The organism is Lentzea sp. NPDC051838 (assembly GCF_040681245.1).
Taxonomy (GTDB): Bacteria; Actinomycetota; Actinomycetes; order Mycobacteriales; family Pseudonocardiaceae; genus Lentzea.
The window spans coordinates 35730-53472 of sequence record NZ_JBFAYI010000045.1 but is presented as its reverse complement, the minus strand read 5'-3'; the positions used below and the strand labels follow the sequence as shown (position 1 = coordinate 53472).

At 68.6% G+C, this 17743-nt stretch carries 22 protein-coding genes and 2 riboswitches; of the genes, 10 read left to right on the top strand and 12 right to left on the bottom strand.

Annotation, left to right across the window (positions count from 1 at the left end; all coding sequences use genetic code 11):
- Window positions 1-316: 316 nt before the first annotated feature.
- Together AB0M24_RS44765 and AB0M24_RS44760 are read right to left on the bottom strand one after the other, a co-directional pair.
- Window positions 317-904 (bottom strand): LytR C-terminal domain-containing protein, encoded by a 588-nt coding sequence (locus AB0M24_RS44765; protein ID WP_363780753.1) that lies wholly within the window; start codon window positions 902-904, stop codon window positions 317-319.
- Window positions 904-1182 carry a DUF3263 domain-containing protein gene (locus AB0M24_RS44760; RefSeq protein WP_045311520.1) on the bottom strand — a complete coding sequence of 93 codons (279 nt, stop codon included), beginning with the start codon at window positions 1180-1182 and terminating at the stop codon, window positions 904-906. Before AB0M24_RS44760 ends, AB0M24_RS44765 begins: the two co-directional genes overlap by 1 nt.
- A 108-nt stretch (window positions 1183-1290) precedes the next feature.
- On the opposite strand from AB0M24_RS44760, the gene AB0M24_RS44755 reads away from it, so the two are divergent.
- Window positions 1291-1872 carry a peptide deformylase gene (locus AB0M24_RS44755; RefSeq protein WP_363780751.1) on the top strand — a complete coding sequence of 194 codons (582 nt, stop codon included), beginning with the start codon at window positions 1291-1293 and terminating at the stop codon, window positions 1870-1872.
- Here AB0M24_RS44755 and AB0M24_RS44750 read toward each other — a convergent pair.
- Window positions 1869-2804, bottom strand: a complete 936-nt coding sequence (locus AB0M24_RS44750) for an aldo/keto reductase (RefSeq protein ID WP_363780749.1) — start codon at window positions 2802-2804, stop codon at window positions 1869-1871. The two genes, AB0M24_RS44755 and AB0M24_RS44750, sit on opposite strands and share 4 nt — an antisense overlap.
- Before the next feature lie 71 nt (window positions 2805-2875).
- Between AB0M24_RS44750 and AB0M24_RS44745 the strand changes: the two genes are divergently transcribed.
- The 3 genes from AB0M24_RS44745 to thiD all read left to right on the top strand — a co-directional run bounded on the left by AB0M24_RS44745 (window position 2876) and on the right by thiD (window position 6758).
- Window positions 2876-3478: a LysE family translocator gene (locus AB0M24_RS44745; protein WP_363780747.1), complete on the top strand. Its 603-nt coding sequence runs from the start codon at window positions 2876-2878 to the stop codon at window positions 3476-3478.
- Between the two features lie 710 nt (window positions 3479-4188).
- Window positions 4189-4311, top strand: a riboswitch (TPP riboswitch).
- Window positions 4303-5943 (top strand): phosphomethylpyrimidine synthase ThiC, encoded by a 1641-nt coding sequence (gene thiC / locus AB0M24_RS44740; RefSeq protein ID WP_363780745.1) that lies wholly within the window; start codon window positions 4303-4305, stop codon window positions 5941-5943. It overlaps the preceding riboswitch by 9 nt.
- A complete protein-coding gene (gene thiD / locus AB0M24_RS44735; protein ID WP_363780743.1) occupies window positions 5940-6758 on the top strand; it encodes a bifunctional hydroxymethylpyrimidine kinase/phosphomethylpyrimidine kinase in 819 nt (272 codons plus the stop codon). The genes thiC and thiD overlap by 4 nt, the downstream gene beginning before the upstream one ends.
- On the opposite strand, the gene AB0M24_RS44730 is transcribed toward thiD, so the two are convergent.
- Entirely contained in the window at window positions 6701-7246 is a 546-nt protein-coding gene (locus AB0M24_RS44730) for a helix-turn-helix domain-containing protein (protein ID WP_363780741.1), read from the bottom strand. The two genes, thiD and AB0M24_RS44730, sit on opposite strands and share 58 nt — an antisense overlap.
- 58 nt (window positions 7247-7304) lie before the next feature.
- Between AB0M24_RS44730 and AB0M24_RS44725 the strand changes: the two genes are divergently transcribed.
- Window positions 7305-7721, top strand: a complete 417-nt coding sequence (locus AB0M24_RS44725) for an SRPBCC domain-containing protein (protein WP_363780739.1) — start codon at window positions 7305-7307, stop codon at window positions 7719-7721.
- Here AB0M24_RS44725 and AB0M24_RS44720 read toward each other — a convergent pair.
- The 5 genes from AB0M24_RS44720 to AB0M24_RS44700 form a co-directional block, all read right to left on the bottom strand.
- Window positions 7718-8275, bottom strand: coding sequence for a hypothetical protein (locus AB0M24_RS44720; protein WP_363780737.1), 558 nt, complete (start codon window positions 8273-8275; stop codon window positions 7718-7720). The genes AB0M24_RS44725 and AB0M24_RS44720 overlap by 4 nt on opposite strands.
- Window positions 8276-8280: 5 nt before the next feature.
- A complete protein-coding gene (locus AB0M24_RS44715; RefSeq protein WP_231114466.1) occupies window positions 8281-8724 on the bottom strand; it encodes a MarR family transcriptional regulator in 444 nt (147 codons plus the stop codon).
- A gap of 75 nt (window positions 8725-8799) precedes the next feature.
- Window positions 8800-9555 carry a thiazole synthase gene (locus tag AB0M24_RS44710; RefSeq protein WP_355569359.1) on the bottom strand — a complete coding sequence of 252 codons (756 nt, stop codon included), beginning with the start codon at window positions 9553-9555 and terminating at the stop codon, window positions 8800-8802.
- Between the two features lies 1 nt (window position 9556).
- Window positions 9557-9757 carry a sulfur carrier protein ThiS gene (gene thiS / locus AB0M24_RS44705; protein WP_363780733.1) on the bottom strand — a complete coding sequence of 67 codons (201 nt, stop codon included), beginning with the start codon at window positions 9755-9757 and terminating at the stop codon, window positions 9557-9559.
- A complete protein-coding gene (locus AB0M24_RS44700) occupies window positions 9754-10701 on the bottom strand; it encodes an FAD-dependent oxidoreductase (RefSeq protein ID WP_363780759.1) in 948 nt (315 codons plus the stop codon). Before AB0M24_RS44700 ends, thiS begins: the two co-directional genes overlap by 4 nt.
- A 3-nt stretch (window positions 10702-10704) precedes the next feature.
- A riboswitch (TPP riboswitch) is annotated at window positions 10705-10816 on the bottom strand.
- Between the two features lie 26 nt (window positions 10817-10842).
- Between AB0M24_RS44700 and thiE the strand changes: the two genes are divergently transcribed.
- Both thiE and AB0M24_RS44690 read left to right on the top strand, forming a co-directional pair.
- Window positions 10843-11484 (top strand): thiamine phosphate synthase, encoded by a 642-nt coding sequence (gene thiE, locus AB0M24_RS44695; protein ID WP_363780731.1) that lies wholly within the window; start codon window positions 10843-10845, stop codon window positions 11482-11484.
- Between the two features lie 31 nt (window positions 11485-11515).
- On the top strand, window positions 11516-12277 hold the full coding sequence (locus tag AB0M24_RS44690) for a class III extradiol ring-cleavage dioxygenase (RefSeq protein WP_363780729.1): 762 nt from the start codon (window positions 11516-11518) through the stop codon (window positions 12275-12277).
- Here AB0M24_RS44690 and AB0M24_RS44685 read toward each other — a convergent pair.
- The gene (locus tag AB0M24_RS44685; RefSeq protein WP_363780727.1) at window positions 12270-12827 is read right to left on the bottom strand and encodes a helix-turn-helix domain-containing protein; all 558 of its coding nucleotides are present in this window, start codon (window positions 12825-12827) and stop codon (window positions 12270-12272) included. The genes AB0M24_RS44690 and AB0M24_RS44685 overlap by 8 nt on opposite strands.
- A 49-nt stretch (window positions 12828-12876) precedes the next feature.
- Between AB0M24_RS44685 and AB0M24_RS44680 the strand changes: the two genes are divergently transcribed.
- Window positions 12877-13776, top strand: a complete 900-nt coding sequence (locus AB0M24_RS44680) for an NADP-dependent oxidoreductase (protein WP_363780725.1) — start codon at window positions 12877-12879, stop codon at window positions 13774-13776.
- Between the two features lie 55 nt (window positions 13777-13831).
- Here the strand turns inward: AB0M24_RS44680 and AB0M24_RS44675 are convergent, their stop codons facing one another.
- Both AB0M24_RS44675 and AB0M24_RS44670 read right to left on the bottom strand, forming a co-directional pair.
- Entirely contained in the window at window positions 13832-14983 is a 1152-nt protein-coding gene (locus tag AB0M24_RS44675; protein ID WP_363780723.1) for a S1 family peptidase, read from the bottom strand.
- Between the two features lie 360 nt (window positions 14984-15343).
- The gene (locus AB0M24_RS44670; protein ID WP_363780721.1) at window positions 15344-15832 is read right to left on the bottom strand and encodes a hypothetical protein; all 489 of its coding nucleotides are present in this window, start codon (window positions 15830-15832) and stop codon (window positions 15344-15346) included.
- A 63-nt stretch (window positions 15833-15895) separates the two neighbouring features.
- On the opposite strand from AB0M24_RS44670, the gene AB0M24_RS44665 reads away from it, so the two are divergent.
- Both AB0M24_RS44665 and AB0M24_RS44660 read left to right on the top strand, forming a co-directional pair.
- Window positions 15896-16828, top strand: a complete 933-nt coding sequence (locus AB0M24_RS44665; RefSeq protein ID WP_363780719.1) for a threonine/serine dehydratase — start codon at window positions 15896-15898, stop codon at window positions 16826-16828.
- Window positions 16828-17733 carry a threonine/serine dehydratase gene (locus AB0M24_RS44660; protein WP_363780757.1) on the top strand — a complete coding sequence of 302 codons (906 nt, stop codon included), beginning with the start codon at window positions 16828-16830 and terminating at the stop codon, window positions 17731-17733. The genes AB0M24_RS44665 and AB0M24_RS44660 overlap by 1 nt, the downstream gene beginning before the upstream one ends.
- The last annotated feature ends 10 nt before the right edge of the window (window positions 17734-17743 follow it).

Genomic DNA, 17743 nt, shown 5'->3' with positions numbered 1-17743 from the left:
GTGTCAACTCGACACGCTTTTCGTCGAGTTGACACCCCTCCTCGGGTGTGGCTCGCTCGGACGCGACTCGTGACGGGACCCACCCCACCAACGCAAGCACCTACGCAACAGGCAGCCGCTGTAAGCAACAGGCGTGCCATCAACCCGCCCGCAGCGCTGGTGGGTCTTTGATCAGATTGGCGGGGTCTGGGGCAGAGCTCCCAGAACGCAACCGCCAGAGACCCAAGCAACAGGACCACCTACGAACACGAAACAGGCAGCCGCCAACGAACCAGGGAGACGGCAACGGCAACCGACGCGAGGCGCCGAAGGCGCCCTACTTGTTCTTAGAAGCACCCTGAAAGTCGTTGGTGACGATCAGGATGATCCCCGGCGCAGAAGACTGGATGCCGTCGAACCGAGGCTCGACCCGAGCTCGCAGCACCGCACCCAGCTCCCGAGCGGAAGCCTCTTCGTCGGTCCCCGGCCGGAAGTACACGGTCGTGGTGGCGATCGTGCCCTGCGAGTAGTTGCCGGTGCCCTCGACGGCCCACCCGTTGGCCCGGACCTCGTCGGCGGCCCGGCCGGCCAACCCGGTGATCGTCGAGTTGTTGTAGACCCGGACCGGCACCTTCGCGGACCCGGGCTGAGTCACGGGTGGCGGAGGGGTGGTGGTCGTGGCGGCCGGTGGAGTGGTCGTGGTCGCGGCCGGTGCCGACGGCGTGGACGCGGGCGCGGAAGGCGACTCGGAGGTGGTGGTCTGCGGCGGCGGGGTGGTCGTCGTGCCGCCGGCGGTGGGCGACTCGTCACCTCCACCGAACAACGAGACGACGCCGATGATCAAAGCCACCGCGGCCACCCCGAGCAGGGCGAAGCCGGCGGCCTTGGCCGGGCGGGACGGGCTAGCGGACTCGGGGGAGGTCATCAGTCCTCGGTGCTCCTGGCGCGTGCGCGAACCCTCTGTCGACCTGTCCGCACCCCGCGCAACCGCTTGACCAGCATCGGATCGGCCGCGAACGCCGCTTCCTTCTCAACCAACGCGTTGAGCAGCTGGTAGTACCGTGTCGCCGACATGTCGAACAGTTCCCTGATGGCCTGTTCCTTGGATCCCGAGTACTTCCACCACTGCTTCTCGAACGCCAGCATCGTGCGTTCGCGGCTGGTCAGCCCGTCAGCGGAGGTAAGCGCCTCGGCGTGATCCATCTGGCTCCCCACGGTCGCCACACCATCTCAGGTGCGGGCAATTCAATCACGTGATCGTTCCAACCTACCGCGCGACACCGACAGTTTTGGACCGCTTAAGGTCTGACCATGGCCGTGCATCGCATCCGCATCGCTGGTGACCCCGTGCTTCACAACCCCACGCGTGAGGTCACCGAGTTCGACACCGAGCTGAAGACGCTCGTCGACGACATGTTCGAGACGATGGCAGCCGCTCGCGGAGTCGGGCTCGCGGCCAACCAGATCGGTGTGGACCTGCGGGTTTTCGTGTACGACTGCCCGGATGACGACGGGGTGCAGCACCGCGGGGTGATCTGCAACCCCGTGCTCGAGACCACCGAGATTCCGGAGACCATGCCCGATCCGGACGACGACTTCGAGGGCTGCCTCTCAGTCCCTGGTGAGGCGTACCCGACCGGACGCGCCCAATGGGCGAAGGTCACCGGACAGGACCTCGACGGGCAGCCGTTCGAGGTCGAGGGCACCGGGTTCTTCGCGCGTTGCCTGCAGCACGAGACCGACCACCTCAACGGCTTCCTCTACATCGACCGGCTCGTCGGCCGGTACAAGAAGGAGTCGAAGCGGATGCTGCGCGACAACGAGTGGGGTGTGCCGGGCCTGTCGTGGGACCCGGCCGACCCCGCGAACTTCGACGACGAAGACGAGGACTAAGGCCGGAGCACGGACTCCACCTGGGCCAGTTCGGATGCCGTGAGAGCACCGAACGACAGCGCCGCGGCGTTCTCCTCGACCTGAGCCACCGTCCGCACGCCCGGGATCGGGATCAGGCGGGGAGAACGCGCCCAGAACCACGCCAGCGCACCCTGCACCAACGTCCGCCCGCCCGAGGTCAGCACGTCGCGCACCGCTTCCCGCGCCGCGAAGTACTCCGGCGAGGGCTTCCCGTCGACGAAGAACCGCAGCCAGGACGGGTTCGTGACGCGCACGTCGTCGGCGGGCAGCACGTCGAACGTCTCCCGCGCCAGCAACCCCATCGCGAGCGGACGGCGGCACAGCACCGCGTACTCCCCCGCGTACATCTCGGGGTTGTCGAACAGCAGGTTGATGTCGGCCTGCGCGGCGATCCCGTGCTCACCGGCCGCGAAGAACCGCGCCCGCTCGACGTCGTCGGTGCTCCACCCGTAGCCGAGGATCTTGCCCTCGCGCACCAACTCCTCGCAGGCGTCCCGCAGCAACGCGGCCTCCTCCAGCGGCAGATCCCCGATGTGCAGCTGGTACAGGTCGATCCGGTCGGTCCCCAGTCGCCGCAACGACCCCTCGACGGCGCGGCGCAGATAAGAGACCGATCCTTCGTTGCCCGTCATGCGGCGGCTCGAAGCGTCGAACCCGCAACCCCACTTCGTCGCGATCGTCACCTGGTCACGCCTGCCCGCAAACGCTTGCCCCACGAGCGTTTCCGCGTGTCCGCACCCGTACACGTCCGCGGTGTCGAACAGCGTCACGCCCAGCTCGAACGCCCGCTGCAAGGCCTTCAGCGACTCGGCGTCGTCGGCAGGACCCCAGCCGACCGGTGACCCGTCCGGGCCCGAGAACGGGCCGCCCATCGCCCACGTGCCGAAACCCATCTTCCCGAGCTCTGTCATGGGTCCACCGAACATCCTGGAGCGCGCTCCAGGTCAAGAAACAAGTTGCCCGCGTCAGCGACCATCGAGGCATGCCAATCGAAAACATCGTCGCCTTCGTCGCGGCCTCGTTCCTCATCGCACTGTCGCCCGGACCTGGCACGGCCATGGTCCTGCGACAGTCGGTGCACGGGCGAAAAGCCGCGCTGGCGACGGTGTTCGGCATGGAGGTCGGCGTCGCGTGCTGGGCGATCGCCGCGGCTTTCGGCCTGTCCGTCCTGCTCACGGCGTCGGAGATCGCCTACCACGGACTTCGCATCGCGGGCGCGGTCTTCCTGATCTACCTGGGCGTCAAGGCCCTGATCAGCAAGAGCGTGCCCAACGCGGAACCTCCGCCCGCCAGCCACGCGTTCCGCAGCGGGCTGGTGGTGAACCTCGCCAACCCGAAGCTGGGCGTGTTCGCGATCTCGTTCCTACCGCAGTTCGTGCCTGCCGGGGAGGCCGGCAAGGGGGTTCTGCTCTTCCTCGCCATCGGGTGGGTCCTGATCGACACCGTCTGGTACCTGATCATCGTGTCGATCCTGCACACCATCCGCGGCTGGCTGAGCCGCCCGCGGGTCCGTCCGGCTCTCGAGAAGCTGTCGGGCGGCGTGCTGCTGGCGCTCGGAGTCCGGCTGGTACTCGACCCGCGTTGAGATCGGGTTGCCCCGGCGCCAGAACAGCTCGGGCAACCCGGCCAGCTCACCGAGGGTGTGGCAGGCGGCCATCGACTGATAGCCCCCGGCCAGCACGTGCGCGCGGATTCGGTCCAGACGGCCGAACTCGATCACCTCACCGGCGATGAGGAACGGCAGCACCAGCTGCCAGGCCTGCACCACCGCGGGCCTACGCCGGTGAGGTGCGCGCAGGGCTGCACGGGCGACTCGTAAAAGGTGCTCGTTCGCGCTCATCGTGTACGGATGCGCCGAGTGGTCCCAGTTCCACCGGCGCTCCTCCGTGACGGCGCACCGCACGCACTCGACCGGCCCGGTGCCCAGTTCGGCACCGCAGCGGGAGCACGCGAGCAGCGTCATCGCCCAGTCGACGCACGTCCACGGGTACTGGCCGACCTCGGAGGAGACCACCAGCTCGGCCAGTTCCCTGTCCGCCAGCTGGGACGATGTTCGCAACGCCTCCCAGTCCGCGAGCCAGAACTGGTCGAGGAGCTCGGCGCAGAATCCGCAGTCGGGATAGCCGCGACCAGCGAGTTCTCCGCAGGAAGGGCATGCGGAGACCACGGCGGGACGTTGACCGCGACGCGCGCCGGGCGGGAACGGCTGATGATCCGCCACGAGAGAGAAGGTTAGGGCCAAAGCGAGCGCTTGGCAGCTACGGCGCGCGCTGACTATGGTCGGGTCTCGACAACTCAAGAAAACGCGGGAGCTCGCGCCTGAGCGGGCTGAGAGGGTGACTGGCTGTAGTGCCGGTGTCACCGACCGCCTGAACCTGACCGGGTAATGCCGGCGTAGGGAGGAATGTCGTGACGGCACTTGACGACCGTTCGGTCAAGCCCAGTGTGACCACCGGCCCGATCTCGGGCTCCCGCAAGGTGTACCGCGATGGTGTGCCTTTCCGCAGGGTGGAACTGACCAACGGCGAACATGTCGATCTGTACGACACTTCCGGTCCGTATACCGACGACAACGCGACCATCGACGTCCACAGTGGACTGCCCGACCTGAGGTCGGGGTGGATCGCAGCACGGGAACCGATCAACGGAGCTGTCAGCCAGCTCGCGTACGCGAAGGCCGGGATCATCACCCCGGAGATGCGCTACATCGCGGTGCGCGAGAACCTCGACGCGGAGTTCGTGCGCAACGAGGTGGCCATCGGGCGTGCGGTGATTCCGTTGAACCGCAAGCACCCCGAGGCCGAGCCGATGATCATCGGCAAGAAGTTCCTCGTGAAGATCAACGCCAACATCGGCAACTCCGCGGTGTCGTCGTCGATCGAGGACGAGGTCGAGAAGATGGTGTGGGCGTCCCGCTGGGGTGCCGACACGATCATGGATCTCTCCACCGGCAAGCGGATTCACGAGACGCGCGAGTGGATCCTGCGCAACTCGCCCGTGCCCATCGGCACCGTGCCGATCTACCAGGCGCTGGAGAAGGTCAACGGCGACCCGGCGGCGCTGTCGTGGGAGGTCTACCGCGACACCGTGATCGAGCAGTGCGAGCAGGGCGTCGACTACATGACCGTGCACGCGGGCGTGCTGCTGCGGTACGTGCCGCTGACGGCCAAGCGCGTCACGGGCATCGTCTCGCGCGGCGGGTCGATCATGGCCGCGTGGTGCCTCGCGCACCACAAGGAGAGCTTCCTCTACACGCACTTCGAGGAGCTCTGCGACATCCTGCGGACCTACGACGTGACGTTCTCGCTGGGCGACGGGCTGCGGCCCGGTTCCATCGCGGACGCCAACGACGAGGCGCAGTTCGCGGAGCTGAAGACCTTGGGCGAGCTCACGCACATCGCGCGCGCCAAGGACGTCCAGGTGATGATCGAGGGCCCCGGCCACGTGCCGATGCACAAGATCGCCGAGAACGTGCGGCTTGAGGAGGAGTGGTGCGGCGAGGCGCCGTTCTACACCCTCGGCCCGCTGGCCACGGACATCGCGCCGGCGTACGACCACATCACGTCCGCGATCGGTGCGGCGCAGATCGGCTGGCTCGGCACCGCGATGCTCTGCTACGTCACGCCGAAGGAGCACCTCGGTCTGCCGAACCGCGACGACGTGAAGACCGGCGTGATCACGTACAAGATCGCGGCGCACTCGGCGGACCTCGCCAAGGGCCACCCCGGCGTCCAGGACTGGGACGACGCGTTGTCCAAGGCGCGCTTCGAGTTCCGCTGGGAGGACCAGTTCAACCTGTCGCTCGACCCGGACACCGCGCGCTCGTTCCACGACGAGACGCTCCCCGCGGAACCGGCGAAGACGGCGCACTTCTGCTCGATGTGCGGGCCGAAGTTCTGCTCCATGAAGATCACGCAGGACGTGCGGCGCTACGCCGAGGAACGCGGACTGTCCACAGTGGAGGCGATCGAGGCGGGCATGGCGGAGAAGTCCGACGAGTTCGCCGACACCGGCAACAAGGTCTACCTGCCAGTGGTGGAAACGACGTGACAGCAACACCCCCGAGAGTCCTCACCATCGCCGGAAGCGATTCCGGCGGTGGTGCGGGGATCCAGGCCGACCTCCGCACGCTCTTCGCGTGCGGAGTGCACGGCTGCGTCGCACTGACCGCCGTGACGGTCCAGAACTCGCTGGGCGTCACGGGTGTCTCCGAAATTCCGGCCGACGTCGTGGCGGCGCAGATCATCTCGGTCGCCGAGGACATCGGCGTGCAGGCCGCGAAGACCGGCATGCTCGCCTCCGCCGCGATCATCGAGGCCATCACGCCTGCGCTGGACCGCGTCGGCATCGGCCGCGAGGGCTGGACACCGTTCGTGGTCGACCCCGTCTCGGCGTCCATGCACGGCAACCAGCTGCTCGCGGACAACGCGCTGGACGCGTTGCGCGGTCTGCTGTTTCCGCGCGCGACCCTGGTGACGCCGAACCTCGACGAGGTGCGGCTGATCACCGGGATCACCGTGAAGGACCGCGCCGACCAGCGCGTGGCGGCGGAAGCGTTGCACGCCCTGGGCCCGGAGTGGGTGCTCGTGAAGGGCGGCCACATGTGGGACGACCCGGAGTGCCTCGACCTGCTCTACAACGGCCGTGAGTTCATCGAGCTGCCCGGCCCGCGTTACGACACCAAACACACGCACGGCAGCGGTGACACCCTTGCGTCGTCGATCAGCTCGGCACTGGCGAAGGGTGCGACGGTGCCGGAAGCCGTGCGGTTCGGCAAGGACTTCATCGTGAAGTCGGTGGCCGCGTCCTACCCGCTGGGCGGCGGCGTCGGACCGGTGTCCCCGCTCTGGAGGCTCGACAGGTAACGGGCGTACATCGCCCTCAGATCGGTGGTCTCGGGGTCGAGCAGCCAGACCGTCAGCGCGCCTTCCAGGAAGGCGATCAGCTCGACGGCCGCTGCCTCCCCGAGCACTCCGGCGAAGTGCCCTCGCAGCAACCGGTTTCGCTCGCGGAACCGCCGCGTGATCTCGTCGTCCCGCGCCAGGTGCTCGGCCTGCAGCACTGTGTGCAGCGTCGCCAATCCCTTGTGCGCCATGGTGTATTCGGCGTCTTCGAGCAACGCCGTGACGAGATCCTTCGACGACACACGCGCAGCCGCCCGTGCGTCGAACTCGTCCAGGACCGCCTTGAGCAGGTTCTCCTTGGACCCGAAGTGATGGATCACCGCGGACGGCGTGACGCCGGCCTTCTTCGCGATGGCCGCGACCCCCGTGCCCGCGAACCCGTTGACACCGAACAGCTCGATCGCGGCGTCGACGATCTCGCGACGTCGCTCGACGCCGCGCTGCTGCACCTGCCCCTTGATCCCGACGATGGATAAACACTAGCGGGCGCCATTATGCTGAACAACCATGCAGGAAAATGAGGTCAGGACAGAGCTGGTCATCCCCGCGCCGATCGACGACGTGTGGCAGGTGCTGGTGGACTTCGCGGGCTACGCGAAGTGGAATCCGGTGATGGAGTACACGCAGGTGGACGGCGTGCACACCAAGGTGAAGGCGGCCAAGGGCACGCCTTTCGAACGCGACTTCGACGGCGAGATCACGTCGATGGAGCCTTATGCGCTGGCTTCCCAGGGCGGCGACCCGAAGACGTTCTTCGGACGCCACCGCTGGGAGCTGACAGAGGTCGACGGCGGCACGAGGCTGGTGAACGTGGAGACCTTCACCGGCCCGATGGCCGCCGGCGTGCTGGCGCAGACCCGCGAGGTGCTGGTCGCGGAGTTCGACGCCTTCAACCAGGCGCTGCTTCGCGTCTTCGACCGCTAGACGGGACGGGTGCGCCTGCGGACCTCCCAGGCCGCCCACACCCAGTCCTGGCGGTCCGCGGGTTCGTCCTCGGGGAGATCCTCGAAGAGGAGCAACTGGCCGGCGGCCGCGGCCAAACCCTGCCAGCACGAGCCGCGCGCGTCGTGGTTCCGCGCCGCCGCCACCAGTTCCGTGAACGCCCGGCCGAGCAGACCCTCGTCCATCAACTCGCGGAACTGGTGCAACGCCTCACCCGGCAGACCGATCGCCGCAGCCAGCAGGTGGGAGCGTCCGCACTGCCGGCGGTCGTGGCACTCGGCCATCTCCACACCGTCCCCGCCCACGACGTCGGCTTCTCCCAGGACGGCGAGGACGAACATGCTGCGGAGGAACCACTCCTGACTCGCGTCGTCGCCCGCGCGGCGGTCAGCCCACACCGGGCTCTCGTGCACGATCCGCTTGGCCTCGCCGAGACCGAATCCCGCCTCGCGCAACGCGTTGATGCTCGCGATCTTCGACAGACCGCGCTGCCTGAGATCAGCGAGCATCTCGTCGAGGTCGGCGGGATCGGGCACGACGACTACTTCGGCTCTTCGCCGACGAGGGTTTCCAGCGCGTCCAACGCGTTCACCAGAGCGGAGACGTGTTCGGGCGTCAGCTGTTCGATCCGGCGCTGCAGCTCGCGCACCCGCGCGGACCGCACTCCGGAGACCATCGTCTCGCCCTCGGGTGTGGGGGTGGCGAGCCAGGCGCGGCCGTCCTGCGGGTCCGGCTCGCGCTTCACGTACCCGGCCTCGACCAGCGCGGCGACGATGCGGGACAACGTCGGCGGCGCCACGCCTTCCTTCGTCGCCAGGTCGCCGAGGCGCATGGGACCGCAGCGGGCGAGAGTGGCGAGCGCGGAGACCGCGCCGGGGCCGAGTCCGGGGGAACCGGTGCGTCGCAGCAACCGGGCCAGCCGGCCGATCGCCAGGTACAGACGCGCGGTCGCGTCCTCGACCTCGGCGTCAATGGGGGCCGTCACGGCTTGTCGTCCTCCTCGGCGGGATTAAGTAGTTCTCAATCATCCCCCAACACGTGAGTACCCACGGTAGCGACCTCAGAGTCCCGGCGAAGACGCTTGGGCCCAAAAGCGCTGCGGAATTCGGCCCGCCAGTCGCGCGAGCCGTCCGCCCTCGACCGCACAACGCATGGCGGCGCCCATGCGTTCCGGGTCCTGGGCTCGTGTGACCGCTGTCGCCAAAAGCACCGCTGAGCAGCCGAGTTCCATCGCCAGGGCCGCGTCGGACGCCGTGCCGATGCCCGCGTCGAGCACCACCGGAACCGTGGCACGCGAGGTGATCAGCTCGATGTTGTGCGGGTTGCGGATGCCGAGTCCCGTTCCGATGGGCGAACCGAGCGGCATCACCGTGGCGCAGCCGATGTCCTGCAGCTTCAACGCCAGCACCGGGTCGTCATTCGTGTACGGCAGTACCACGAAACCGTCCCGCACCAACCGTTCCGCGGCGTCGAGCAGCTCGACCGGGTCGGGCAACAGGGTCTGCTCGTCGTAAACCACTTCGAGCTTCACCCAGTTGGTTTCCAACGCCTCGCGCGCGAGCTGAGCGGTCAGCACCGCTTCCGCCGACGTGCGGCAGCCCGCCGTGTTCGGCAGGACCTCGATTCCAAGGCGCCGCAACAACTCCAGCACGCCGGTCTGACCGGCCGCGTCGACCCGGCGCATCGCCACGGTCGTCAGCTCGGTCCCGGACGCCACGAGAGCCCGTTCCAGCACCGAGAGGTTCGCGGCACCGCCGGTGCCGGTGATGAGCCTGGACCGGAACTCCCGGCCCGCGATGATCAGCGGATCGTCCACGTCAGCCTCCCTGGACCGCGGTCAGCACCTCGACCACGCCGCCGTCCGGCACGATCGTCTTGTCCCACAACGCCCTCGGCACCACGGCGCCGTCCAGCGCCACCGCCACACCGGAAGTAGGCGCGCCCACCAGCGTCACCACGGCGGCGACGGACGTGCCCTCGGCGAGGTCCCGGGAAGTCCCGTTCACCTGTGCTTTCACGAACTTCCTCCTTCGAGCAGCCCGACCACCTGGAATGCCGTGTGCGGGGCCAGCAGCAGACCGTTGCGGTGGTGGCCGGTCGCGGCGATCACGCCGGGTTCGAGCCAGCGGACGATCGGCACGTTGTCCGGGCTGCCCGCGCGGAACCCGACGGCGGCCTCGGTGAGCGCGTACTCGGCGATGCCCGGCAGCACGGTTTCCGCGTCCCGCAACAGGTCCCGCACACCCGCGACGGACACGTCCGTGTCGAACCCTGCCTCGTACTGGGTGGCGCCCACGACCAGTCCGTCGTCGCGCGGCACCAGGTACACCGGCCGGCCGGACACCAGCGCGCGAATCGTGTGACGCGGCGGCGGCAAGGCGCCCGCGCGATGCGTGAGCCGCAGGATCTCGCCTTTGACCGGCCGGATCACGTCCTTCAACGCCGGGTGCAGCTCACCGCTCCACGCCCCGGCCGCGATGACCTCGACGCGTCCCTCCACATCGGACTTCACCCCGGCGTCGACACATGCCTTCCACAGTGCGGAAAGCAACTCACGGTTGTCGACGGCGAGATCACCCGACGCGTACACACCGCCGCGAACCGCTGGGCCCAAAGAAGGTTCGAGGGCGCGGATCTCCCGCGAGGTCAGCAACTCCCCCGCGTGCCGCAGATCGGCCAGGTCACCGGACTGCGTGCCGACAGCGAGAGTCCCCGCCGTGAACAACGGCACACCGATCGACTCGGCGAAGTTCGGCCACATCGTGAGGGCCTCGACACCCTGCGCCACCACGGCTTCCTCGCCAGGCCACGCCTCCGTCAGAGGTGCGAGCATCCCGCCCGCGACCCGTGATCCGGCGTGCGGCGAACCCAGATCGAAGACGGAAACCGAGTAGCCGGCCCGTGCCGCGAACAACGCGACGGACAGGCCGATGACACCGCCACCCCGGACGGCTACTTCCACACTGCTCAAGGCATTCACGCTCCCTGCGCCGGCATGACCCGGATCAGGTTCGACGGTCGGAGCGAACCACGCTCCCTCTCAGCCCGGTGTTCTCCAGGCTCCCGTGCGGACCGACACCAACATAACGGTTACCGTGCGAGCGTGCCAGGACTCGACGGAAACCTGATCAGGCAACGACTCGCCGACGCGACGCTCTACCTCTGCACGCCGAACCGGCCCGACCTGGCCGAGTTCGCCGATGCCGCGCTCGCCGGCGGAGTCGACATCATCCAGCTGCGGGACAAGTCGCTCGAGGCGAAGCAGGAGATCCAAGCCCTGGAAATCCTCGCGGAAGCCTCCGACGCCCACGGGAAGCTGCTCGCCGTCAACGACCGCGCGGACATCGCGTACGCGCTCAGGGCGGACGTGCTCCACCTCGGCCAGGACGACCTGCCCGTCTCGGCCGCGCGCCACATCATCGGCGACCACCCGGTGATCGGCCGGTCCACGCACGACGTGGAGCAGATGCAGGCGGCTGCGACGGAGCACGGCACGGACTACTTCTGCACCGGCCCGTGCTGGCCGACGCCGACGAAGCCGGGACGTCCGGCGCCTGGCCTGGACCTCGTGCGAGCCACCAAGGGCATGCGACGGCCGTGGTTCGCGATCGGCGGCATCGACCTGCAGAACCTCCACGAGGTGAAGGCAGCCGGAGCCACCCGAGTCGTCGTCGTCCGGGCCATCACCGAGGCCGAAGATCCCAAGGCGGCCGCCGAGTCGTTCAAAGTTGAACTTAGTCGTTGAAATTTGAACAATCAGGCGTACGCTCGATGACGTGAGCGCACCTGTGCTGTACCTGAGCCACGGGGCACCCCCGCTGGCTGACGACGAGACGTGGACCGGAGAGCTCAAGGCCTGGTCCGCCACCCTCCCGCGCCCGGAGGCCGTGCTCATGGTCTCCGCGCACTGGGAAGAGGCTCCGACGACGATCGGCGCGACCACCACCGTGCCGCTCGTCTACGACTTCTGGGGCTTCCCGCAGCGGTACTACGAGGTCACGTACGAGGCACCGGGTGCGCCCGAGCTCGCCGACGACGTCCGCAAGCTCCTCGGCGGACACGTCGAGCAGGACGCCGAACGCGGACTCGACCACGGCGCCTACGTGCCGCTGAAGGAGATGTTCCCGGACGCGGACGTGCCGGTGCTGCAGATGTCGCTGCCCACGCTCGACCCGCGCAAGCTGCACCAGATCGGCAAGCAGCTCGCGCCGCTGCGGGACCAGAACGTGCTGATCGTCGGCAGCGGGTTCATGACCCACAACCTGAGCTGCGTGCACTTCGACCAGGGCCCGGACTACGAGCCGCCGTCGTGGTCGAAGGAGTTCGACGACTGGGCGCACCAGCAGCTGGCGAACGGCGACGTGGACGCCCTCCTGGACTTCCAGCAGAAAGCGCCCGCGGCCGGCATCGCGCACCCGCGCACCGAGCACTTCGCCCCGCTGTTCGTCGCACTGGGCGCGGCGAGCGACGAAAAAGCGAACTCAACCGTCGAGGGCTTCTGGTACGGCCTCTCGAAGCGTTCGGTGCAGTTCAGCTAGCCACGCCTTCCAGGAACAACGCGGCCAGCCGCCGCGCGACGGCGGGCGTCCCGTTGCGGACGCCCCCGCTCGCCATCAGCAGCAGCACCACGTCGTCGACCGAGAAATCGACACGCAACGAGCCGGTCGCCTTGGCCCGGCGGATGAGCTCGCCGAGCGCCAGGAACGCCGTCTCGCGCAGCGCGGCGAAGTCGATCGCCTTGGGATAGGCGTGCGTGAACGCCGCCGAGAACCCGCGGTCGAGCACGTGCAGCCGGCACACCTCCTCCACGGTCCGGCGGAACCCCTCCCAGGGATCGGGGTGCGCGAGCCCCTCCTCGACCGCGCGGGTGCAGGCCGCCATCTGCTCGGAGAAGGCCTCCACCACCAGTGCCTCCTTCGTGGGGAAGCGGCGGTAGAGGGTCGCCGGGCCGACCCCGGCACGGCGGGCGATCTCGCGCATCGGCACGTCCAGGCCCTCCGCGGCGAACGCCTCGCGCGCGACCGCCATGATCCGGTCGCGGTTGTCCTGGGCGTCCGAACGCAGGTTGTGAGTCAGATTCGCCGTCACCGTCTCAGTTTCGGCTAAGTGGACGCCCTGTTCCACTAATTTCGCCGCCATGCGAGCACTCCAGTTCACCCAGTACGGCCCCGCTGACCTGCTGCACGTCGCTGAAGTCGCCGAACCGCACGCGGGCCCCGGTCAGATCCGGATCGCCGTCCGTGCCTCCGGGGTCACGCCGGGAGACACCTACCTGCGCTCCGGAAGGTTCGGCGAGCGGATGCCGTTGCCGCACGTGCCCGGCATCGACGCGGCCGGTGTCGTCGACGAGGTCGGCGAGGGCGTGACCGACGTCCGCGTGGGCGACGAGGTGTTCGGGATGGTCGACCTGGCCCGGCTCGGCGGCGCCAACGCCGAGTTCGCCGTGCTGGCGGCCTGGACGCTCAAGCCCGCGGCGCTGAGCTGGGAACAGGCGGGCGGCGCGGCCGGCAACGTGGAGACCGCGACGAGGACGCTCGACCTGCTCCGGGTGGGCGACGGGACGACGTTGCTCATCGCGGGAGCGGCGGGCGGCGTGGGAACGGTCGCGATCCAGCTGGCAGCAGCGCGGGGCGCGAAGGTGATCGGCACCGCCGGACCGGCGACGCAGGAGTTCGTCGCGAGCCTGGGCGCGATCCCGGTCGTCTACGGCGAGGGCCTGGCCGATCGCGTCGGCGAGGTGGACGCGGTGCTGCACTGCGCGGGTCCGGTGCCCGACCTGGTGGCGATCGCGGGCTCACCGGACCGCGTCGTGACGATCGCGGACCTGTCCGGCGACCACGGCATCCGGTTGTCCCACACGGCGGGCGGTCCCGGCGCCGATCCCCAGGCGCTGCACGGTCTCGCCATTGCCGCGGACCTCGCCGAGCGCGGCGCGTTCACCGTTCCGCTCGCCGGGGTCTTCCCGCTTTCCGAAGGCTCGGCCGCGCACAGGCTGAGCGAGACCGGGCACGCCCACGGCAAGATCGTGCTGGTCTGAGAAACGCGAAAGCGCCGCGACACCGTTGGGGTGCCGCGGCGCTTTCAGTCGAGTCCTAGCCCCGCGTGAGGGTCAGGCCGTAGCGCGACAGGATCGGGTTCACCGGCTGGAAGTACGTGGTGCCGCCGGACGAGCAGTTGCCCGAACCGCCGGACGTCACGCCCTGGGCCTGGCCGAAGCCCGAGCCCGCCACCCACGAACCACCGGAGTCGCCGGGCTCGGCGCACGCGTTGGTGCGGGTGAGGCCGCGCACGGAACCCTGCGCGTAGTTCACGGTCTGGTTGTAGGCCTGGACCGTGCCGCAACGCCACCCGGTCGTCGAACCGGAACGGCAGATCTGCGCGCCGATCGCGGCCACCGTGGAGCCCTTGACGATCACGTTCGCGCCGCCGTAGCGGTTGACCCACGGACGCGGCGTCCAGTTCGCGTTGGTGCGCACCCAGGCGTAGTCGTTGCCCGGGAACGTCGAACCGGCGAACGTGCCGGCCGCGACGCGGTTGTAGCCGGAGATCGCGGTGCCGGTGCGGCCGCAGTGGCCGGCGAGCACGAAACCACCGGTGACGGAGAAGCCGAGCGAGCAACGCCCGCCGCCCATGTAGACCGCGTCACCACCGCGCAGGTCGTACAGCGTGGTCGGCGCTTCGGCCACCTCGGCGACCTGGACGGCGCCGCTGATGCCCTTGGCCGTGGCGATCCACTGGTCGGCAGCCGCGTCGCGAGCGTTCTTGTTCACCTCGACGACGACGGCGTTGGACTGCTCGTCGACGCGCCAGCTGGTGATGCCGGCGGGAGCGCTCATGAGGTCGAGCACCGACCTGGTGCCGTTGAGCTGACTGAGCGAGTTCTTGACGACCTTGGTCTCGGCGCCGTTCACGGACAGTCCCGGCTTGGTCACCGCGACGGTCAGTCTGCCGCTCGCCTGGTCGATCCAGGATCCGCCGAACGCGTCACCCAGAGACGCCTTCGCCTGCTCCGCGATGTCGCTCGACTTCTGGTCGGAAGCCAGACGGACGCGCAGCTGGTCTGCGTTCAGGCCCAAATCACGCTGGGCCGCTTGGAGCAATTCGGCCGGGTAGCTCTCCGTGTCGGAACCGGTTGGGGCGACTGGTGCGGCAGGGGCGCCAAACGCCGGTACGCTGAGAGCAGTCACGACTCCGGTGGCGAGCAACACGGCACCGGTAATACGGGCCGCACTCGTGCGGTTCATCAGACGTCTCCCTCACTTTCGGGTGCAGGGGAACCCGAGAGATCGGTTGCAGGGACCTCTCTCGGGGGCCTTAGGGGGACGGGTGGTGGGGCGGCGGCAGGGGTCGCCCCACCCCTCCAATCCCCAGCTCTTCCTCGTCTCTTGCCGGGGCGCCGCGCTCAAGTGGTCTCGCCACGAGCATCAATTGCGCCCCCTTCCGGTCTCTTTCGGACCTAATCCTTCGCCCGATCGAGTGACTTTATGGGCCCGTTATCTATTACGCCCGACCTCGACCGTGGACGAAGTGTGTCACAGCTCACGACAGATCAACTGCGCTGCGTAGCAATTGACAGTTAACTATCGCTCAAAGTGATGACGTGATCACCGAATGGGGTCGACAGTTGACGGCGGCGTCGAGCTGTCGGTCGGCTGTCGGGATTCTGTCGTCGTAGTCGGCGGTCCGGACGGCGTCGTGCTTTCGGTGGGCGACTGACTGGACGTGCTCGGAGGCACCGTCACGGTCTCGGTTTCGGTCTTCGTCGTCTCGGTGTGGGTCTCGGCGTGGACGGTCGAGCTCGGGCCTCCGGTGTCCGCGGAAGTCGGCTTGCCGGTGACCAGCTGGACGCTCGTGACCGTGAGGACGGTCACGACGAACGCGAGCAGTCCGCCGACCGCGATGACCTGCCAGCGCTTCTCGCGTTCCATCGACCGTTGATAGAGCACAGCGCCCACTGTGGTCACCACACTCGCGAGGATCGCGCCGATGATGGTGCCGACGACGTTGAGGCGAAGGCTCAGCACTGCCGCGGTGACGGCGGCGAGCACACTCGCGACGAGCTTGACGGGGGTGATCTTCTCCTTCTCAGCCATGACACTTGTGGGACGTCGGGCACAGTTCACCGGTTGTGCGCCGGTGACGTGCATCATCAACACATGCGCCTGGTGACTCTCGAAGACATCCACGCGGCCGCCGCCGCGATCGCCCCGCATGTCGTGCACACCCCGTTGCTGTCGTTCGACTCCTCGTTGTCCATCAAGCCCGAATGCTTGCAGGCCATCGGAGCTTTCAAGATCCGCGGCGCGGTGAACGCCTTGTCCCGCATACCTTCCGAGGACCGCGCACGTGGTGTCGTGGCGTACTCGAGTGGTAACCACGCGCAAGCAGTCGCCTACGCGGCAAAGCTTCTGGGCATGCCCGCGGCGATCGTCGTGCCTTCGAACACCCCGCAGTTGAAGATCGACGCGACGCGCGCGCACGGCGCCGAGGTGTTCCTCGTCGGCATCGGCGAACGGGAGGCACGGGCCGCTGAACTGGTCGAGGAGCGCGGTGCCACGCTGATCCCGCCGTTCGACCACCCGGACGTGATCGCCGGCCAGGGCACGATCGGCCTGGAGATCTGCGCGGACCTGCCCGACGTGGCCACGGTCCTGGTGCCCGTCAGCGGCGGCGGACTGATCTCCGGCGTCGCGACGGCCGTGAAGTCGTTGCGCCCCAACGTTCGCGTCATCGGCGTCGAACCGGAACTGTCAGCAGACACCGCCGCCTCGTTCGCCGCCGGCTCGCTGGTTCGCTGGGACGCGCACGACCGCGCCCGCACCATCGCCGACGGCCTGCGCGCCGAGCCGTCCGAGCTGACGTTCGCGCACATCCGCGAGTACGTCGACGACGTCGTGACCGTCACCGAGGACGAGATTCGTTCCGCGGTAGGGGAAATCGCCCGCCGCACCCGTGTCGTGGCCGAGCCGAGCGGCGCGGTTCCCGTTGCGGCGTACCTGAACCGCTCGCTGCCCGCCGGTCCGACCGTCGCCGTCGTGTCGGGCGGCAACCTCGAGCCGAAGCTGCTCGCGGAACTGGTCGGCGCGTGATCTCGCTCGACGACGTCCGGTCGGCGGCGACGGTGATCGCACCGCACGTGGTGCGCACGCCGTTGCTGCCGTTCGGCCCTGGCTGGCTGAAGCCGGAAAGTCTGCAGCCGATCGGTGCCTTCAAGCTCCGCGGCGCGTTGAACGCGTTGGCACGCATGGAGAACCGCGCGAACGGCGTGGTCGCGTACTCCAGCGGCAACCACGCCCAGGCCGTCGCGTTCGCCGCCCGGCTGCACGGCGTTCCGGCGGCGATCGTCATGCCGGACAACACCCCGGCGGTCAAGATCGAGGCCACGAAAGCGTTGGGAGCCGAGGTCTTCATCGTCGGCATCACCGAACGCGTGGAACGGGCTGAGGCTCTCGTCGCCGAACGAGGTGCCGCGCTCATCCCGCCGTTCGACCACGTGGACGTGATCGCGGGCCAGGGCACGATCGGCCTGGAAATCCTCGACGACCTGCCGTCCGTCGACGCCGTGGTCGTGCCGATGTCGGGTGGCGGGTTGATCTCGGGCGTCGCGACGGCGATCAAGGCGTTGAAGCCCGAGGTGCGGGTGATCGGCGCGGAACCCGCCCTGGCCGCTGACATCGCGGCGTCGCTCCAAGCGGGCGAGCTGATCCGCTGGGACCCCGTGGAGCGGGCTCAGACGGCCGCTGACGCCCTGCGGGACGAGCCCTCGGCGCTCACCTGGGAACACATCAGCAAGCTCGTGGACGACGTGATCACGGTGTCGGAGGACGAGATCTTCGCCGCGGTGACCGACCTGGCCCGCCGAACGCGGTTGATCGCCGAGCCGAGCGGGGCCGTAGCTGTGGCGGCGCAGGCGAAGATCGGCGGGACCGGGGTCGCGGTGGTCTCCGGCGGAAACATCGACCCCGCGCTGCTCGCACGTCTGCTGGCCGACTGACCTGGCGCGC

Excerpts from the sequence above, each read along its gene's own strand:
- AB0M24_RS44765 (WP_363780753.1), bottom strand. The coding sequence starts at position 904 with ATGACCTCCCCCGAGTCCGCTAGCCCGTCCCGCCCGGCCAAGGCCGCC.
- AB0M24_RS44760 (WP_045311520.1), bottom strand. The coding sequence starts at position 1,182 with ATGGATCACGCCGAGGCGCTTACCTCCGCTGACGGGCTGACCAGCCGC.
- AB0M24_RS44755 (WP_363780751.1), top strand. The coding sequence starts at position 1,291 with ATGGCCGTGCATCGCATCCGCATCGCTGGTGACCCCGTGCTTCACAAC.
- AB0M24_RS44750 (WP_363780749.1), bottom strand. The coding sequence starts at position 2,804 with ATGACAGAGCTCGGGAAGATGGGTTTCGGCACGTGGGCGATGGGCGGC.
- AB0M24_RS44745 (WP_363780747.1), top strand. The coding sequence starts at position 2,876 with ATGCCAATCGAAAACATCGTCGCCTTCGTCGCGGCCTCGTTCCTCATC.
- AB0M24_RS44725 (WP_363780739.1), top strand. The coding sequence starts at position 7,305 with ATGCAGGAAAATGAGGTCAGGACAGAGCTGGTCATCCCCGCGCCGATC.
- AB0M24_RS44680 (WP_363780725.1), top strand. The coding sequence starts at position 12,877 with ATGCGAGCACTCCAGTTCACCCAGTACGGCCCCGCTGACCTGCTGCAC.
- AB0M24_RS44675 (WP_363780723.1), bottom strand. The coding sequence starts at position 14,983 with ATGAACCGCACGAGTGCGGCCCGTATTACCGGTGCCGTGTTGCTCGCC.
- AB0M24_RS44670 (WP_363780721.1), bottom strand. The coding sequence starts at position 15,832 with ATGGCTGAGAAGGAGAAGATCACCCCCGTCAAGCTCGTCGCGAGTGTG.
- AB0M24_RS44665 (WP_363780719.1), top strand. The coding sequence starts at position 15,896 with ATGCGCCTGGTGACTCTCGAAGACATCCACGCGGCCGCCGCCGCGATC.